The organism is Clostridium sp. UBA6640 (genome assembly GCF_002455975.1).
Classification (GTDB): Bacteria; Bacillota; Clostridia; order Clostridiales; family Clostridiaceae; genus Clostridium_J.
Genome location: NZ_DKLM01000017.1, coordinates 7,048 through 23,556, shown reverse-complemented (window position 1 = coordinate 23,556; position 16,509 = coordinate 7,048). Strand labels below are relative to the sequence as shown.

Sequence of the window (16,509 nt, the reverse complement as noted above, 5' to 3'; positions counted from 1 at the left end):
CCTGGCTATTAGTCAGGTTTTTGTTAGGTGGTGATATAATATTGAAATTTTATTAAATGCTTTAAAGAGCATGGGCTCTGTAAAAGAAAGGGGAATAACAGCAGGATTTATTGGAGGATTGATTAGTATAATAACTTATTTCTTTGGTGGATGGGATATAATACTTCAGGTGCTTATTGTTTTTATGTTTTTAGATTATATTACAGGAGTGATAGGTGCTTATATTTGTGGAAAGTTGAGTTCTAAGGAAGGATTACAGGGAGTGGTTAAAAAGATATTGGTGCTAATGCTTTTGATTGTACCGGTATTATTAGATAAGCTAATTGGCTCTGGTGGTTCTCTTAGAACTTTGTTTTGTTTTTTTATGATATCAAACGAAGGAATAAGTATTTGTGAAAACGCAGTAAAGTTAGGTGTACCTATGCCAAAGCAAATTATTGATGCTTTAGAGCAACTTAAAGGTGATAAAAAAGGGGGAGAAAGGGATGAAAATAACACATAGAGCAGGTCATAATGAAGCATGCCCTGGCAGTAAATATTATGTAGATGAAGTAATAGAAAACAGAAAAATTCATAGCTCTATAATAAAATATCTATCTATGGCAAAACATTCTCTTATAGATTGTACTCCTCATAATATATCAGGAGTTAATGAGGAGCTTACCTATGGAATTAATAGTGCAAACAATGTTAAAGGAGATATATTTTTCTCTACTCATTTAAATTGTTATGAACCAACAGAAGCAGCTAGAGGAGCAGAAATTTTAATTTATCCTGGGGATAAGAAAACAAGGGCTATTGGTGAAAGAATACTTAAAAATTTAGAAAACTTAGGTTTCAAAAATAGAGGGGTTAAAGAGCAAAATAATTTAGCAGAACTAAACTCAATATACTATAGTTCTATAATCATAGAATGTTTTTTTGTAGATAGTAAGGCTGATGTGGAATTATATAAAAAGCTTGGAGCAGATATAATAGGAAAAGCTATAGCAGAAGGCATTCATGGAACTGTGGTAAATATACAAAAAAACAAAAATGTAATTGTAATTAACAATGAAGTAGATAGAAGAGCGGCACTATATTTAGCTGATTATTTAAATTGTGACATTATAGAAGCAAAAGATTTTGTAGCGGGTATTGGGGAAAAAGTATATGTCATCGGTGGTGGAATAAGCATTCCGAATTCAATAGTAATAGCTGGTAAAGATAGATATGACACTTGTAATAAGGTTTTAGATTTTATTATAAAATAATTTTTGTATTTACTTTGAGAAAACTATGTTAGAAGAATAAAAGCTTATTATGATAATTTGCAAAATAAATACTGATTTTAGAATATCATTAGTATAAATAAAAGTCATTTAATGATAACAATATTTAAATATGTAATTTATAAAATAGGCATGAGGTCCTAAACTATTTATAATTAAGATTCATCATATTGAAAATTTGTAATACTTTATTAAGAGGATTAAAGGGGTAAAATAATAATGATTTATAAATAGAATAGGACCTCTTTTACCTAGAATTTTGCAATATAATATTTATAATTTATAGGTTACTAATGAAGAATTTAAGAAATAGAAGTTATTCAATTATGTTAAATATTACTATTTAAAAAATCTAGAGCAAATTGAGCATACATTGCCATTCCATATTTTAAGCAGTCTTCATCAACCTTAAACTTTTCATGATGGGGATGATATATACATTCCTTTTCTATATTTCCTGATCCAAGCCATGCAAATGCTCCTTTGGCATGTTCGAAATAATATGACATATCTTCAGAGCCCATCATTTTAGGTAAGAATACTATTTTATTTTCTCCTAGAATAGAGAGGGCAGTTTTCTCAGCTAGCTTTGACATTGTTTCATCGTTATAAACGCTTAAAGCACTTTCTTCTATAACTACATCAACGTTAATTTCATAGGCATCAGCTATTGATTTTGCATGTCTTTTTATTGCTTCATGAACAGTTTCCCTCACTTCTCTATTAAAATATCTCATAGATATATCAAGCTCTGTATATTTTGCAATAATATTTGCTTTTGTTCCACCTATGAATTTTCCTACAGAAAGAACCACTGGCTCTTGTGGAGGTACATTTTTAGTTACTATTCCCTGAAGATCTGTAACAAAAATGCTTGCAGGATGAATAGTATCTTTTGCAAGGTGGGGAGTGGAACCATGACCTGATATTCCTTCAAATTTTACATAAATAGTATCACAGCCTGCTGATCTATATCCTGAAGTAACATCTATATATCCAGTTTCAATATTAGGAAAGTTATGAATTCCAAAGCATCCATCAACTCCAGCCATTCCACCAGCTTCTATTATTTTTTTAGCACCTGTAAATGTTTCTTCTCCTTCTTGAAAGAAAAATCTTATCTCACCTTTTATATCTTCTTTCATTTCATTTAAAATTTTTACGGCACCAAGAAGCATTGCAGTATGAGTATCATGGCCACAAGCATGCATTACTCCAGTGTTTTTAGATTTAAATTCAACATCAGATTCTTCTTTTATAGGAAGTGCATCTATATCTGCTCTTAAGGCTACAGTTTTACCTGGTTTGCTGCCTTTTAATATAGCTATTAAAGAGGTATTCCCTGCTTTTTTGTAAGGTATTCCAAGTTTATCTAATTCCTTAATAAGTTTTTCTTGAGTTTTGAATTCCTGTCCACTAAGTTCAGGATACTTATGTAAATTTCTCCTGAAATTTATTATATAATTTTCAATTGATTTAGCTTTTTCTAACATATTTGTCATTATAAAAACACCTTCTTTACTTTTTATAAATATTTTCTGCCTTAGTTTCGGTAGATAATAATGCAACAACTAAAGCTATAATTGATGCTATTACTGGAACTATAAAAGCTTTTTTATAAGCTATGGCAGATGATAATCCTGCTAATATGTTCATGTCTACAAATTTTCCGCATATTACTGGAAGTACTGCTGCAAATAAGAATCCACATACATTTACAATAGACATTGACATTCCAGACAAGGTAGGATCACTAACTTCTTTTCCTACAGACCAACATATAACTCCAATTGAACCTGAAGCTCCAATGAGAATTACTAATATTACCATAAGCCATATAGGAGGATTTGCAAAAACTAAAGTTGTCCATGAAATAGCTGCAATAGCTGCAAGTATAACCATAGGTAATTTTCTTTTTCTAAGTTTATCTGATATTTTACCAACAAATAAACAAGCTACTCCAGATGCTAATAGAGCCATTGAAATATAATTTGCAGCTATAACTTTGCTTACTCCATAGATAGAAGTTATATAGGAAACTCCAAAGGTTCCTGTGAATAGCATAACTGCTCCATTTACAGTACCAAAAGCAAGAGCAGGACTCCATATTTTAGGATTTTTTATGACAGATAGAAGTTGTGATAGAATATTTTGAGGGTTTTGTGAAGGGTTATTTTTTTGATGATTAACTTTAGATTGATCTTCTTCTATAGGAGTGTTTTTAACGAATAATATTACTAAGACAGCAAGTATTATAGTTATGATGCCCATGGAAGCGAAGGAACTTCTCCATCCTATAAGGCCAACTAATGCTAAAAGAGGAGCTTGTGCAAGGAGTCCACCCATACTTCCTATAAAACTTGTAAGTCCACTCATAGAAGCAAAATCTTTAGCGGGAAACCAGTTAGCTTGAATTTTTAATATTGATAAGAATACTACAGATACTCCAAGTCCAACTAGAAGTCTACTAAAATAAGCTAATATTATAGTAGTTGAAAGTGAAAATATTATAGATCCAATAGCGGCAATTAAAGAGCCATAAACTACAGTCTTTTTAGGTCCTAAATAGTCAACTAGAACTCCTGTTGGAATTTGCATTATTGTATAAGCATAGAAGTACATTGAACCTAAATTTGCTATTTGCGAAGCATTCATTCCAAAGGATTTTTCTAAATCTCCAACAATAACTCCAACTGAAAGTCTATGAAAAAATACTATTAAATAGACAGCTACAAGTATTCCCCAAACTACCCATCTATAAGAGCTTGCTTTTTTAACTTTTTTTGATACATTACTTTCTGTAACCACTTACATTTCCCCTTTCTAAATAAATTGATGTTTTGTTTTAATTGCTTTATAATTATTATACTTTAGCTATAGCTCCTATTTCATTGTCTCTAAATAATAAAAAGAAGCATAGATTTTTGTATTAATGATACAGAATTTTCAAAATTATTTAACTAAAATGTAAGTTATAAAAGCAAAAAGAACTATGAAAAATTCATAGTTCTTTAAATAATCAATCTATCATTTGGTAAATCTTTATTGCTAAAGATATTTTTAATCTAACTTCATTTTCATTTAAGTCCTCATCTAGCAATTCACATATCTTCTTATATCTATATTTTATAGTATTGTAATGTACATACATATCCTTTGCAGAGGTTTTTAAATTCCAATCGTTTTCTAATATGCAAATTAGAGTTTTCAAAAGCTCTGAATTATACTTTTCATCATAGTTTATTATCTTTTCTAAACTTGACATATAAAATTCTTTGGCCTCTTCATTTTTGTATATGGAATAAAGTAATCTATACACTCCAAGATCCTTATAGAAGATTGTCACATTGTTTTTATATAATATCCTTGCCATTTTAATGGATAATACAGCTTCATTATAGCTCTTATGTATGTCCATTATATTAGGTTTAAAGCTTCCAAAGCTCACAGTTACAGTAAATTCAAAATTTCTAGTAATTACTTCTCTTATTTCATTTCCCATCTTTTTAAGGGAACAGTAAAAAGAATTTTTATTTGGAGTATCAAGCTGAATTAGAAAGGCTATACTGTCACTAAATTCCCCATAAACTGCATTTGAAAAAGAGGTTTTAACAATATCTATGCAATTTTTAAAAATTCGTTCACTTATTAGTTCCAATCTATTGTTGAAAATTTTATGTTCCGGTTTTAAATATTCAGCTTTAAAATTATCTATGTCTATCACCATTACACAAATTTCTTTTGAAAAATTCCATCCATATATTGTGGCTCTCTTTTTTATTTCATCTTCAAATTTTATATTATTCATAATAATATCCTGCACAAATTCGTTTTTATGTCTTTTTTCAATTTGCATACTAGAAATCTTTTTTTGTACGTTTAATATAATAGCTGTATTTGCATGGGTTAGGGCATTGTAGTCATCATTATGTATATCAATAGTCTTATTTTTAAAATATATTATATACCCGTAAACTTCATTGTTTACTCCTATGGTGTAATAATTATACTTTTCTAAAATATTTTTAAGATTAAATTCTTTTATATCAGGTGGAATACATTTTATATCTTTTGAAAAATACATTTTTTGAAAATGTAGATCATAATAGAGTATATCTTCATTTAATGTATATCCTAAAAAATCGATTATAACTTGTGTTCCTTCATTGTTAATTACTATGTTTGAAAATCTATTATGAATTTCTTCTGAAATTTTTAGTGCTTTTGACTGATGATCTATTATTTGTATTAACACTGGATTAATGACCTCAATAAAAGCTAAATCTACAGGAACTTCTACTATTGGAAATTCAAGTTTATTAGCAATATCTACAACTTCCTTAGGGAGTTCATGAAAAAATCTTTTAAGTTTTATAAATAATGCTGCAATGCCAAATTTTTTCATATCTTTTATCATATCTGAAAATTTATCAATATTTATTTTAAATATATATCCACTACTCAAGACTATCTCATCACCTTTAGTCCAAGGAAATGGATCTGGAGCATCCATAACTGTTATAGATTTAACCTTTCTATTTAATCCACTTTCTCCTGCTAATACTTTCATACCTTTAAGTTGAGGATTATTGAGTACATCTTTTATAGTTATATCATTATTCATTATTTATTCACTCCTCTATAAGCTAAACTGATATTGCTATTAAATAAGTTAAAATATTTTGAAAATTAAAACTATGATTAATATATAAATCTTGTTTTTTAATTCAAATTTTTATTATGATATGAATTTAAGGGATTTTCTTATAAATAAATTATAATGCAAAAGATTACTAGAAGTAAATTTTTCTATATGAAGACTAGTCTATTATTATCCTATTGTAAATATAGAAGTTTTTTAGTTATATAAAAGTACAAAAAACAAAAGCCATGGAACTATTCCATGAACTTACAATTACTGGTAATTTATTTTAGGCACAAATGCAATACCGTAATATTAATTTCCTAATTTATACTTATACTATAATCAAAAAACTTTAAACTGTCAAGAGAAATAGAGATATTTTTATTAAATTTATATTTAGGTCATAAATATTGGAATATAGACAATTACATAAGCCATGGGAGAGCTTTCCATCTTACTACATTTAATATAGAATAGAACTTGTCTCGATGAACAATGTGGCACAAATATAAATTTGTGAGGTGATCTCTATGGTTAAAAATAACCATCCTGATTATGATGAAGAGGTATTAAGATTAGATACCATATTAGAGTACTTGATTAATTATAACAAAAAAGTTTTTCAAGAAAAAAGAGAGCTTGATGAGGCTGTTAATTATGGATATTCTCATTACAACTCAGACAACGCAGAACAGTTTAATGAATTAGTTATAAACACTGCATTACAAAATAGCTTACAATCTAAGGTAAGAGGATTAGAAAAAAGCATAGAAAAGCCTTATTTTGCTAGAGTTGATTTTAAAGAAGAAGGCAAAGAAAATATTCAAAGGTTATATGTAGGAAAAACTTCCTTAGTTGATGATGAAAGTAATGAACTCTTAATAGTAGATTGGAGGGCGCCAATTGCTACTCTTTACTATGAGGGAAGATTAGGAACCGCTCAGTATGATTGTGAAGATGGGGTCATAAATGGCAATATAAGCTTAAAAAGGCAATATGCAATTGAAGAATCTAAGCTTTTAGACATTTATGATATAGACATAACTACTAATGATGAGTTCCTTCAAGCAAGTCTTAACTCTTTAAAGGATAATAGATTAAAAGATATAGTTTCAACTATTCAAGAGGAACAAAATAGAGTTATAAGGGCTAATATGTGGAAACCACTAATAGTTCAAGGCGCTGCTGGTGGAGGGAAGACTACTATAGCGCTTCATAGAATAGCATATCTATTATATAACAATGAAAAGACACTATCACCAGATAATTTTATGATAATAGCTCCTAACAGATTTTTCTTAAGCTATATATCAGATGTTTTACCAGAACTAGGCGTGGATAATGTAAAGCAAAATACTTTTGAGGATTTCGCACTTGAATTTATAGAGGAAGATTTAAAAATAATTGATCCATCAATAAAACTTAGAAATATAATAGAAGGAAATAAAAATCTCTCAAAAATCACTTCCTTTAAAACTTCCATAGAATTTAAAAAATTAATAGATAGGTTTCTTAAACATGTAGAAATAAATTATATTCCTAAATTAGACTTTAAAGTAAATGAAACAATTCTTTATTCATATAAGGAAATATCAGAATTATTTAAAAATAATTATAGTTATTTGCCTTTTGAAAAGAGAATAAATGAGATAAGAAAACACTTTATAAATAAAACTAAAAGGGATAAGCAAAAAATATTAGATAAAATAGAAGATGATTATGAAGATAGGCTTAATCAAATTAGATGGGATTTCAAAGATTCACCTGAAAGAAGGGCTAAAATTATTGAGATTGCTGATGAAAGAGATGAACTTTTTAAAAGAGTTAAGAATAAACTAAGCAGCTTAGTAAGGGATTATTTTAAAAATATTAGGCCATTATCTACAATAGAATATTATAAGGAATTTATCATGTCTTTGATCAAATGGAAACCAGATGGTGTAATAGGAGAACTGGCAAAAGAGACCTTGAAAAATTTAGAAAATAACCTAATAGAAATTGAAGATTTAGCTCCACTTATGTATATAAAGTTAAAGGTATATGGAATCGAAGAAAGCTTAAATTTAAAGCATATAGTAATTGACGAAGCACAGGACTTTAACTTATTACAATTTGATGTATTAAAAGAAATACTGGGATCTGGCTCAATGACTATATTAGGAGATATATGCCAAGGAATATATAGCTATAGAGGCACTAAGGATTGGGATATGGTTAACAACTATATTTTTGATGAGGAAGCTCAAATGCTTGGCTTAGAACAGAGCTATAGAACAACCATAGAAATAATGAATGGTGCAACGGAAGTGTTAAAAACATTAAAAGATGAAAAATTGCCAGCAGCTAAACCTGTTATAAGACATGGGGAAGAAATAACTATAAATTCAGTTGAAGATTATTATACCCTTGCATTGCAATTAGAAAAGGATATAAGTGAGAACAAAAACAAGGGATATAAATCTCTTGCATTGATATGTAAAACTTTAGAAGAATGTAAAAGACTTAAGATAGAATTAGATAAGAACAATATAAAAGTTAACTTAGTTGATGGTGGAGAAAATGACTTTACTGGAGGAGTTGTATTAATACCTTCATATCTTGTAAAGGGATTAGAATTTGATATGGTAGTTATATGTAATGCCTCCAAAGAAAATTACTCAGAAAATCAACTAGATGTTAAGCTTTTATATGTAGCTATGACAAGACCACTTCATAATTTAAAGATATACCATATTGGAGAAAAAACAGAACTTTTAAAAAGTGAATTTTTTCATAGATAAATCTTCATACATTAAAAATTAAGAATTATGGTTAAAACTCAACCGGCAGGACCACAGGAGTTCTTTAGAATAAATTATACAAAAATTCTAAACTACAGCTTAAAGAAATAGGAATTAAACTTCTTTTATTTTAAGCTGTAGTTTTATATATTAATTACATAAAAAACTATTTAGCATTTTATTTTTCACCACTTAAAGTTAAGTGAAAATTACTTTAAATTCCACAGTTATTTTTCTATTAAAATATTAGCTTCTTTTAATGCTTCATAAATATATTTACTGTTTCGTACATCTTCTGAACTTTTATTTCCAAGCTTGTCAATAAAAAAGCTACTTTCTACATCTCTAATTAAAATTTCAGGTAAAAAATTTGATCTTCTTAGGCTAAGGGGAAATCCTGCACAATAGATTCTTTTGCCTTTTGCTGTTATAACAACTGCATCCCATTCTTTAGTTCCTAATAAATTACTTCCTGCATTATCAGAATTTGCATTATAACTCACTTTAATATTATGTTTTTTAAAATAATTTTTAGTTAGCTCTATTTCATGAGTATTCCAATGATATTTTTCTATGTCTTCCTCTGTAATTAATGGTATTTCATCTATAAGTAATTCCTCAAGAGTTAACTCAGGTTTTATATATTCCCCTTTTTCATTTCTTCCGTAACTTAAAGCGCCACTTTTATGTTCTTCTTTTACAAGATATATTGCAAATTTTGGTTCATTTTTAATCTGATTTCTATTGTTGCACCCCATAAAGGAAATATTTAATAAAATTGCAACAAGTATAATGGCTAATATTCTTTTCACAACTTCACCTCCTAGAGCATTTTGAGAAAAACCAATACATAATATAAGATATTAAAAATAGCTATTTAGTATATTACAAAACATAATTCAATAGAGTTTATTTTTTTCCTTTATATGTTGAAATAATATATAAAAGTTAAGTACATATATAAATTAAAAATATAAAAATGTAGATTTATGGTAGGAGAAAGCAAATCATTGTAGAATTTATTAAAATATGCATTGTAAAATATAGGATATTTATGGATAATATAACTTTTTAAATAAATATTTGTAAAAATCTTTATATTAAAGTAAATATTTAGTATAATTGAATAGAAAAAGGAAGGGGGACTAATTATGAATTTTTTAATAATGACTTCAAGTAATCCATTTGTACCTAGAATAGTATCATTACTAAATGAAATTAAAGGGTGGTTTTTAGCCTTAATAGCAGTTGTTTCAGTAGTAGTAATTCTTATTCACTCATTTAAATATTTTCAAGGAGATGGATCAGAAAAAGCAGAAGCTATATCCAATATTAAGAAGACTATTTATATGGGAGGCGGCGTTTTCTTTTTAATTTGGTTCGCAACTTATGTAGTGGACAAGATGAAAATATAGACTAAAAGCTTCAGGTGACTACTGAAGCTTTTTATAAGAGAAGTTTTAAAAGTATTTATTGGATAATTAGCTAGAAGTTACTCTTAATAAATAAGGAGGTACCATATGGATTTAATCGTTGACAGTGTTACAAAAGGAATTTGGGGATTCTTTGCTAAGTTATGTTCTAATATAATAAATGAGGCATTTAAGTTTGTAACTGAAACTATTATTGAGATAAGTGATGTAAATAGATATATAAGTATTGACAACTATTTAATACATATCAAAATAATTGCTACATCATTCTTACTGGTTAAGATAGCTTGGGAAGCTTTAAAATATCAAAGTGGTGGAGGAATAGGAGATAATGGTTCTATTTCAACTTTTATGATTAAAGTTTTAAAATCTAGTGTTGCTATTTATGCATTTCCACATTTTGTAAAAGATATGCTATTGCCACTTAATAATGCATTAATGGAATTTATCCAAGGTATAGGTGTTGAAATAACTGAAGAGAGTTTTAGTAAGCCCAAAACTTTGGTAGGTAATCTTTCTGATATAGGTCAGCTTACGATTTTAGTACTAATAATCTTAGGAATAGGGTTTCTTATATTAGCTATTGCAGGAAGTATAAGATATATTGAGTTGCTTATATGTATTTTATTTGCTCCAATTGCAGCGGTATCTATTGCAAGTGATGGAGAGAGTGCTGAAATATGGTTTAAAGAGACTATATGTGTGGTTTTTACTCAATCAATACATCTATTGTTACTTCAGATATTAGTTGCAATAATGACTAATGTAAAAGGAATTATGATGATAGTATTAAGTGTAGCTACAATTTCTGTAATGCTTAAAGGTCCTCAAGTTTTAAGAAATTTTTTATATACTTCCGGTGTAGGTTCAGTTTCAGTTAAAACAGCAGGTAAAGCTGGAAGAGGTTCTATGAAAGCTATGAAGAATATGTTAAAGTCAATAGTTTAATTAAGGAGTATTAATCATGAATAAAAGAAGTATTCCACGACATGTGGATGGTAGAGTTAAAATAGGACCAATGACTGCAGTAAACTTTATTAAATTTTTTCCTATTTTTATTATAGAAATTTTCGTAATATTGAGTAAATTTAATCCTATAACCTTATTTATTGGGGTACTCATAATAGGGCTAACTATTATTTTATTTGCTGAATTCAATAATAAGGAAACAGGACTAGATATTTTAAAAGATATTATAAAATATGAATTAGAAGGTGACATAATCTATGAGAGGGGATGTGGGTTAAAAGATGTTCACAAAATTGTTTGGAACAAAATCGAAAATACCGAAGAAAAATAATATAAAAAATAAAGAGGAAACTTTTAACTTACCCATAAAAGATGTGAAAGACATTATTATAGGAAATGATCATAAGTATAAGTTAGTTGCTAAGGTTACTCCCATCAATGGAGAATTGGCGCCTGATGATATGTTAAGAGATATATCTAATGCTATTCAGGGAGCATTAAATTCCTTTGAAGGAAGACAAGGTATTTATATACAAAGTGAAAGGGTTGATATATCCCTTAATATTAAAAATATAGAAAAACAAAAAGAAGAATTATCCGATGAATTTAGAATAGAGCTTTTAGAAGAGCAAAAGAAGTATTTAGAAAGCATAGCTAATAAAAGCAGAACCGTATTAAATTTTTACATGGTTTTAGAAATTAAGGATAAAAATAGTGATACTGCAAGGCAAGTTTTAGAAGATGCTTATATAAGTGTGAAAAATGAATTAGAATCACAGGAAATGTATGTGGAACAATTAAAGGAAAAAGAAATAAAACAGCTATTATATGAAAAGATGAATCCAGAACAAAGTCAGGTAGAACCCTATAAAGAGGATTGGTTGCTAGAAAATATATATCCACAAAATGCTGTAAGATTTAAAGATGGTAGACATTTAGAAATAGAAAATAGATTATATAGATTTTATGCTATATCAAAATACCCTCAAAGTGTAGATGAATATAGATGGCTTAAGAAGCTGTTAAACATAAGAGGAGATATAAATATTGCAATAATATTAAATCCTAAAAATAAAGCTACTATAATAAAAGAATTGTCTAAAGCTGTTGATGAACTAAATGCTAGAGCAATATCAGCAAAGGATGAGGCTTCAAGGCAAAAATACTTTAAGCAAGAAGAAAGTGCTAAAAATATGATAGAAGAGTTAGGAAATGATAATGTTAGCATTTATGATACTAATATCACCATAGGAATAAGCGCAAAGGATATTCAAGAACTTGATACTCTTTCAAATATAGTAAGGTCTAAAATATCAAGCTCCTATCTTCAAAGTACGGAAATTAAAAGAAAGGGTTTTGAACCTTTTTATACGATAATGCCTATTCTTGCAGATAATAAAATCACTGAAAATTATATCTGGAATTTGAGCACGAAGGATATAGCATCAATAATACCTTTCGACTCCTCAGAATTCATGGAGCAAAGTGGAACACTTATTGGTGAAAATGAAATAAGCAGAGGACTGGTAATAGCAAACTATAGAAATAAATTATATAACAATGCTCATATGTGTATATTAGCAGATTCAGGATCAGGAAAAACATTTTTTATAAAAACTGATGCTATAAGAAATATACCCTATGTTGATTATACAATCATGTTCGACATTAAAGGAGATTTAAATTTCCCTTGGGGGGAAAGGTATATATTTTCTGCGACTTCAGGAACCATAGTTAATCCATTCCACATTAGAAATACCGTATCAGATAATTCTATAGAAGAACAAGAAGTAAAAAGTGATATTGGAGTATATTTATCTCAAAAAATAATGGATCTTATAGTATTTTTTAAATGGATAATTCCAGAGCTTACCCCTTATGATGAAAGTTTGTTAGAAGAAGACATAAGAGATTCATATAAAAAATGCGGTCTAAATTTCCAAAGTATAGAACTACCTAAAGAATTTTGCACTATGTCAACTTTAGATGAAGTAATGGAAGAAAAAATAAAAAGCTCTGATACAGATATGGAATTGGAAAGAAGAAAATATTTAAAAGCCTGTATTAAACCATATTCAAAAGGTACTTACTCTAAAATATTTAATGGTCAAACAAATTGGAGCTTTGATAAGTTTACTGTATTCGATATATCTAATATTCCTGAGGCTGTTAAAAAACCATTATATGATATTTTACTTAAAGATACATGGCAATTTGCTAAGAAGGATGGAACTATAAATCCTACAAGAAAAGATATATATGTAGATGAATGTCATGAATTTGCAGATCCCCAAAATCCACAGACACTTATGTTTTTGTCTACTAAGTTAAGTAAACAGGGAAGGGGATTTGGAATAAGGCTTATCACTGCAACTCAAAACTTACCAGACTTTTTAAGTATTCCTCGATTCGGACAAGCAATTATAGATAATTCATATTTTAAATTATTTATGCGGCTAGGGGAAAGTGATATTCCTGTAGCTAAAAAACTATATTCATTTAGTGATGGTGAAATAAAAATATTAAAAGGTACAGGTGGTAAGAAAAAGGGAAGCAAAGGTAAAGGTATATTTATTGTTGGCTCTCAAAGGGTGGTTATACAAACTAGAGCATCAAAATTTGAATTAGAAGTTATAGATCCTGTTCAATTTGAAGAAATATATGGAGTTAAATCAAGATATTTAAACTTAGGTTAGGCTGGTGATTATATGAATCCATATGTGGTCATAAAGGGTGCATCACTATTAAAAAAATATTGGAAGCAGATATTACTTTTTTTTATTGCATTACTTATGATACCTATTATGTTTGCCACCTCATTCGTAGTGATAAAAACGGTGCCAGCAGCAGATGAAGAAATTATTAGAATGTATATAAGTGGAGCTCGAAGTGCCAGCAAGGAAAATGTTAAAGTTGATTGGCGTGATTTAATGGCAATTGATGCAGTTAGATATAAACAAAATTTTAAAGATGTAAAATCTGGTGATGTTTTATCCTTAGGAGAATTTTTTATAGAAGAATATATAGAAGAAAGAAAAGTTATTACTACAAATAGTAAAGGGGAAGAAATAGAAAGAGTAGAAAAGGTAACAGTCTATAGAAGAAAAACCCTAGATCAAGTAATGGATGAGATGGGATTTTCAGAAGAAGAAAAGAGTGATATTAGACTATATAGAGATATAGGGCTAAATCTGTTAAATGAACAGTTTGGAGGAGGAATTTTAATAGATGAAGAAGGAGTACCTCTTAATTTAACACAAGAAGAATTTATTAATAAAGTAATACCAGGAGCTGTGAGTACTTATAAAAAATATGGAGTATTGCCTTCGATAAGTATATCACAGGCAATATTAGAATCTGGTTGGGGGAAGTCTGGACTTACAGCTAAAGCAAATAATTTATTTGGTATAAAGGCCTTTTACTGGAGTGGAAAATATGTTGAAATGCTAACCTATGAATGGTATGGGGGACTTAAGGTTGAGGTTAAAGCAGCTTTTAGAGCTTATGATTCATGGGATCATTCTCTTGAAGATCACGGAAAATTTTTAGTTGAAAATAGCATTTATTCTGAGGCAGGATTTTTTAATGCAAAAGATCACGTTGGACAAGCTTTTGCATTGCAAAGGGCAGGATATGCCACAGATCCTAACTATGCAGTTACGCTTATAAGCTTAATCGAGCAATATAATTTACATCAATATGATAAAAAATAACTAGGCAGGAATACTGGCTAGTTATTTTTTTATATAATCCATTAATATTATGAAATAATTTATCATAGCTTTACTTTATAGTATTTTTTCAAAGGATGTTAAATAAAATCCTTCCTTAATTTTAATGTCTTTAATTTTCTTATAGCCATTTTTCATATGCAGATTTACAGCAGGTATGTTTTCTTTTCCTGTACACACTATTATATTTTTTGTATCATTAATTTTTTCTATAAAGTTAATAAGTTCCTTTGCAATGCCTCTTTTAAAGAAAGAAGGGTGTACTGCAATTCTATGGATATCTAAAGTATTGTTTTCAATTTTATAGGAAATAATGCCAACTAGAATATCCTCAATAAAATATCCGTAAAAAGTTTCATTGCATTGTTTTAAACTATTAATTGTGTCTTTTAATGGGGGTATTTCATCAAATCCAATAATTTCTGCTTCAATTTTATAAGATGCTATTTGTATATCTAATATTTTTTCTATAACTTTTTCATCTTTTAAATCAAGCTGCTTTATCATATACATGTTCCTCCATTACTTTTAAAATTTTTAACTATCGAGGGTATAATTTCATATACAAATTATACCATTAACTTAGAGGTAGAGAATATAAAATTATGAAAAAGTAGGCTTTAAATGATAAGATTAGAAATTCTAATTTGTATTTAATGTTGTTTTAAGCTATTATTACTATTCTTTTAATTTAAATAACTTAGTATATGATTATAGAAAGCTAAGATGAAAAATAATTATTCTTAGTTACATTATAGATTTAATTATGAAAGGATGTATACTTTATGAATATTATTAGAAGAAGCATGGAAAATGAGATTAGTGATACAAAGGATATTAACATAGAAAAAAGTAGTAAGGTAAAGAAATGGGGGATTACAGCTTTAGTAGTATTAGTATCTTTAAGTATAGCTAAAAAAGCTATTAACAATAATTGCAAAGCAGAAGAATAGAGAGTTATAAAGACTTTAATCAGCGTTAAGGTAAAAGTAGGGCAAATATTATATATTTTATAATAAGTTTGATTTATGTATGATTTCAATTTCTATAATAAAAATTTTTCTTGGGGAATGAAAAATTAAAAGAAGATAATTAAGATTTAAGGGGAGTTTTAGGGTATTAATAAAGATTTTAATCAGCGTTAGGGTAAAAGTAGGGTAAATATTATATATTTTATAATAAGTTTAATTTATATAGGATTTTGATTTCTATAATAAAAGTTTTTCTTGGGGAATTAAAAATTAAGATAGTACAATTAAAAGTTAAGGGGAACTTTTAGTGTATTATGAGAAGTTTTCAATTAATTACGTTTATTTTAATATATTAATAAAAACATTTTATTAATATATTAAAAGTTAAAAGGATTTTAAATGCTTTGCAGTGAATATACCTCTAAGTTAAATCTTGGAGGTATATTTATGTTTGCTAGAGTTATTATTAATGTAATTCTTTTTATAATATCAATTTTATTAACACTTTCAGCACTTAAAAGTAAAGATGGCAAATATATTGCTCTAGGGATATTTCTTTTCTGCTATTCAGCATATAGTATCCTATCATCTATATTAAAAAAGAAGCAATGAATAAAAGTAGAAATTATTTTTGATCAAAATAATTTCTTTAATGGATTTTTTAACTAGCAATACAATTGCTAGCTTCCCACCTCTGGGGAACAGTAGT

General features: G+C 28.1%; 15 protein-coding genes. 10 read left to right on the top strand and 5 right to left on the bottom strand.

Features of this window, described 5'->3' with window-relative positions; translation table 11 throughout:
• Window positions 1–70 precede the first annotated feature (70 nt).
• Both B2W91_RS02275 and B2W91_RS02270 read left to right on the top strand, forming a co-directional pair.
• Window positions 71–502, top strand: a complete 432-nt coding sequence (locus B2W91_RS02275; RefSeq protein WP_291578655.1) for a phage holin family protein — start codon at window positions 71–73, stop codon at window positions 500–502.
• Entirely contained in the window at window positions 486–1,253 is a 768-nt protein-coding gene (locus tag B2W91_RS02270; RefSeq protein WP_291578654.1) for an N-acetylmuramoyl-L-alanine amidase, read from the top strand. Before B2W91_RS02275 ends, B2W91_RS02270 begins: the two co-directional genes overlap by 17 nt.
• A gap of 347 nt (window positions 1,254–1,600) precedes the next feature.
• On the opposite strand, the gene B2W91_RS02265 is transcribed toward B2W91_RS02270, so the two are convergent.
• From B2W91_RS02265 to B2W91_RS02255, 3 genes are all read right to left on the bottom strand, one after another.
• Entirely contained in the window at window positions 1,601–2,773 is a 1,173-nt protein-coding gene (locus B2W91_RS02265; protein WP_291578652.1) for an amidohydrolase, read from the bottom strand.
• A gap of 16 nt (window positions 2,774–2,789) precedes the next feature.
• Window positions 2,790–4,079 carry an MFS transporter gene (locus B2W91_RS02260; protein ID WP_291578651.1) on the bottom strand — a complete coding sequence of 430 codons (1,290 nt, stop codon included), beginning with the start codon at window positions 4,077–4,079 and terminating at the stop codon, window positions 2,790–2,792.
• A gap of 211 nt (window positions 4,080–4,290) precedes the next feature.
• Window positions 4,291–5,895 carry a PucR family transcriptional regulator gene (locus B2W91_RS02255; RefSeq protein ID WP_291578650.1) on the bottom strand — a complete coding sequence of 535 codons (1,605 nt, stop codon included), beginning with the start codon at window positions 5,893–5,895 and terminating at the stop codon, window positions 4,291–4,293.
• A 551-nt stretch (window positions 5,896–6,446) separates the two neighbouring features.
• Here B2W91_RS02255 and helD point away from each other — a divergent pair.
• Window positions 6,447–8,696 carry an RNA polymerase recycling motor HelD gene (gene helD / locus B2W91_RS02250; protein ID WP_291578649.1) on the top strand — a complete coding sequence of 750 codons (2,250 nt, stop codon included), beginning with the start codon at window positions 6,447–6,449 and terminating at the stop codon, window positions 8,694–8,696.
• A gap of 227 nt (window positions 8,697–8,923) precedes the next feature.
• Here the strand turns inward: helD and B2W91_RS02245 are convergent, their stop codons facing one another.
• A complete protein-coding gene (locus B2W91_RS02245; RefSeq protein ID WP_291578648.1) occupies window positions 8,924–9,508 on the bottom strand; it encodes a hypothetical protein in 585 nt (194 codons plus the stop codon).
• Between the two features lie 339 nt (window positions 9,509–9,847).
• On the opposite strand from B2W91_RS02245, the gene B2W91_RS02240 reads away from it, so the two are divergent.
• The 5 genes from B2W91_RS02240 to B2W91_RS02220 all read left to right on the top strand — a co-directional run bounded on the left by B2W91_RS02240 (window position 9,848) and on the right by B2W91_RS02220 (window position 14,811).
• On the top strand, window positions 9,848–10,111 hold the full coding sequence (locus tag B2W91_RS02240) for a hypothetical protein (protein WP_291578647.1): 264 nt from the start codon (window positions 9,848–9,850) through the stop codon (window positions 10,109–10,111).
• A gap of 105 nt (window positions 10,112–10,216) precedes the next feature.
• Window positions 10,217–11,077, top strand: coding sequence for a conjugal transfer protein TrbL family protein (locus B2W91_RS02235; RefSeq protein WP_291578645.1), 861 nt, complete (start codon window positions 10,217–10,219; stop codon window positions 11,075–11,077).
• 16 nt (window positions 11,078–11,093) lie between these two features.
• Entirely contained in the window at window positions 11,094–11,429 is a 336-nt protein-coding gene (locus B2W91_RS02230) for a hypothetical protein (RefSeq protein ID WP_291578644.1), read from the top strand.
• Window positions 11,380–13,794: a VirB4 family type IV secretion system protein gene (locus B2W91_RS02225; protein ID WP_291578643.1), complete on the top strand. Its 2,415-nt coding sequence runs from the start codon at window positions 11,380–11,382 to the stop codon at window positions 13,792–13,794. The genes B2W91_RS02230 and B2W91_RS02225 overlap by 50 nt, the downstream gene beginning before the upstream one ends.
• Before the next feature lie 12 nt (window positions 13,795–13,806).
• Complete coding sequence (locus B2W91_RS02220; RefSeq protein WP_291578642.1) at window positions 13,807–14,811, top strand: glucosaminidase domain-containing protein; 1,005 nt, start codon at window positions 13,807–13,809, stop codon at window positions 14,809–14,811.
• A 75-nt stretch (window positions 14,812–14,886) separates the two neighbouring features.
• On the opposite strand, the gene B2W91_RS02215 is transcribed toward B2W91_RS02220, so the two are convergent.
• On the bottom strand, window positions 14,887–15,336 hold the full coding sequence (locus B2W91_RS02215) for a GNAT family N-acetyltransferase (protein WP_291578641.1): 450 nt from the start codon (window positions 15,334–15,336) through the stop codon (window positions 14,887–14,889).
• Window positions 15,337–15,614: 278 nt separating this feature from the next.
• Here B2W91_RS02215 and B2W91_RS02210 point away from each other — a divergent pair, with 278 nt between their 5' ends.
• Together B2W91_RS02210 and B2W91_RS02205 are read left to right on the top strand one after the other, a co-directional pair.
• The gene (locus tag B2W91_RS02210; protein ID WP_291578640.1) at window positions 15,615–15,782 is read left to right on the top strand and encodes a hypothetical protein; all 168 of its coding nucleotides are present in this window, start codon (window positions 15,615–15,617) and stop codon (window positions 15,780–15,782) included.
• Between the two features lie 465 nt (window positions 15,783–16,247).
• Window positions 16,248–16,412, top strand: a complete 165-nt coding sequence (locus B2W91_RS02205; RefSeq protein WP_291578639.1) for a hypothetical protein — start codon at window positions 16,248–16,250, stop codon at window positions 16,410–16,412.
• The last annotated feature ends 97 nt before the right edge of the window (window positions 16,413–16,509 follow it).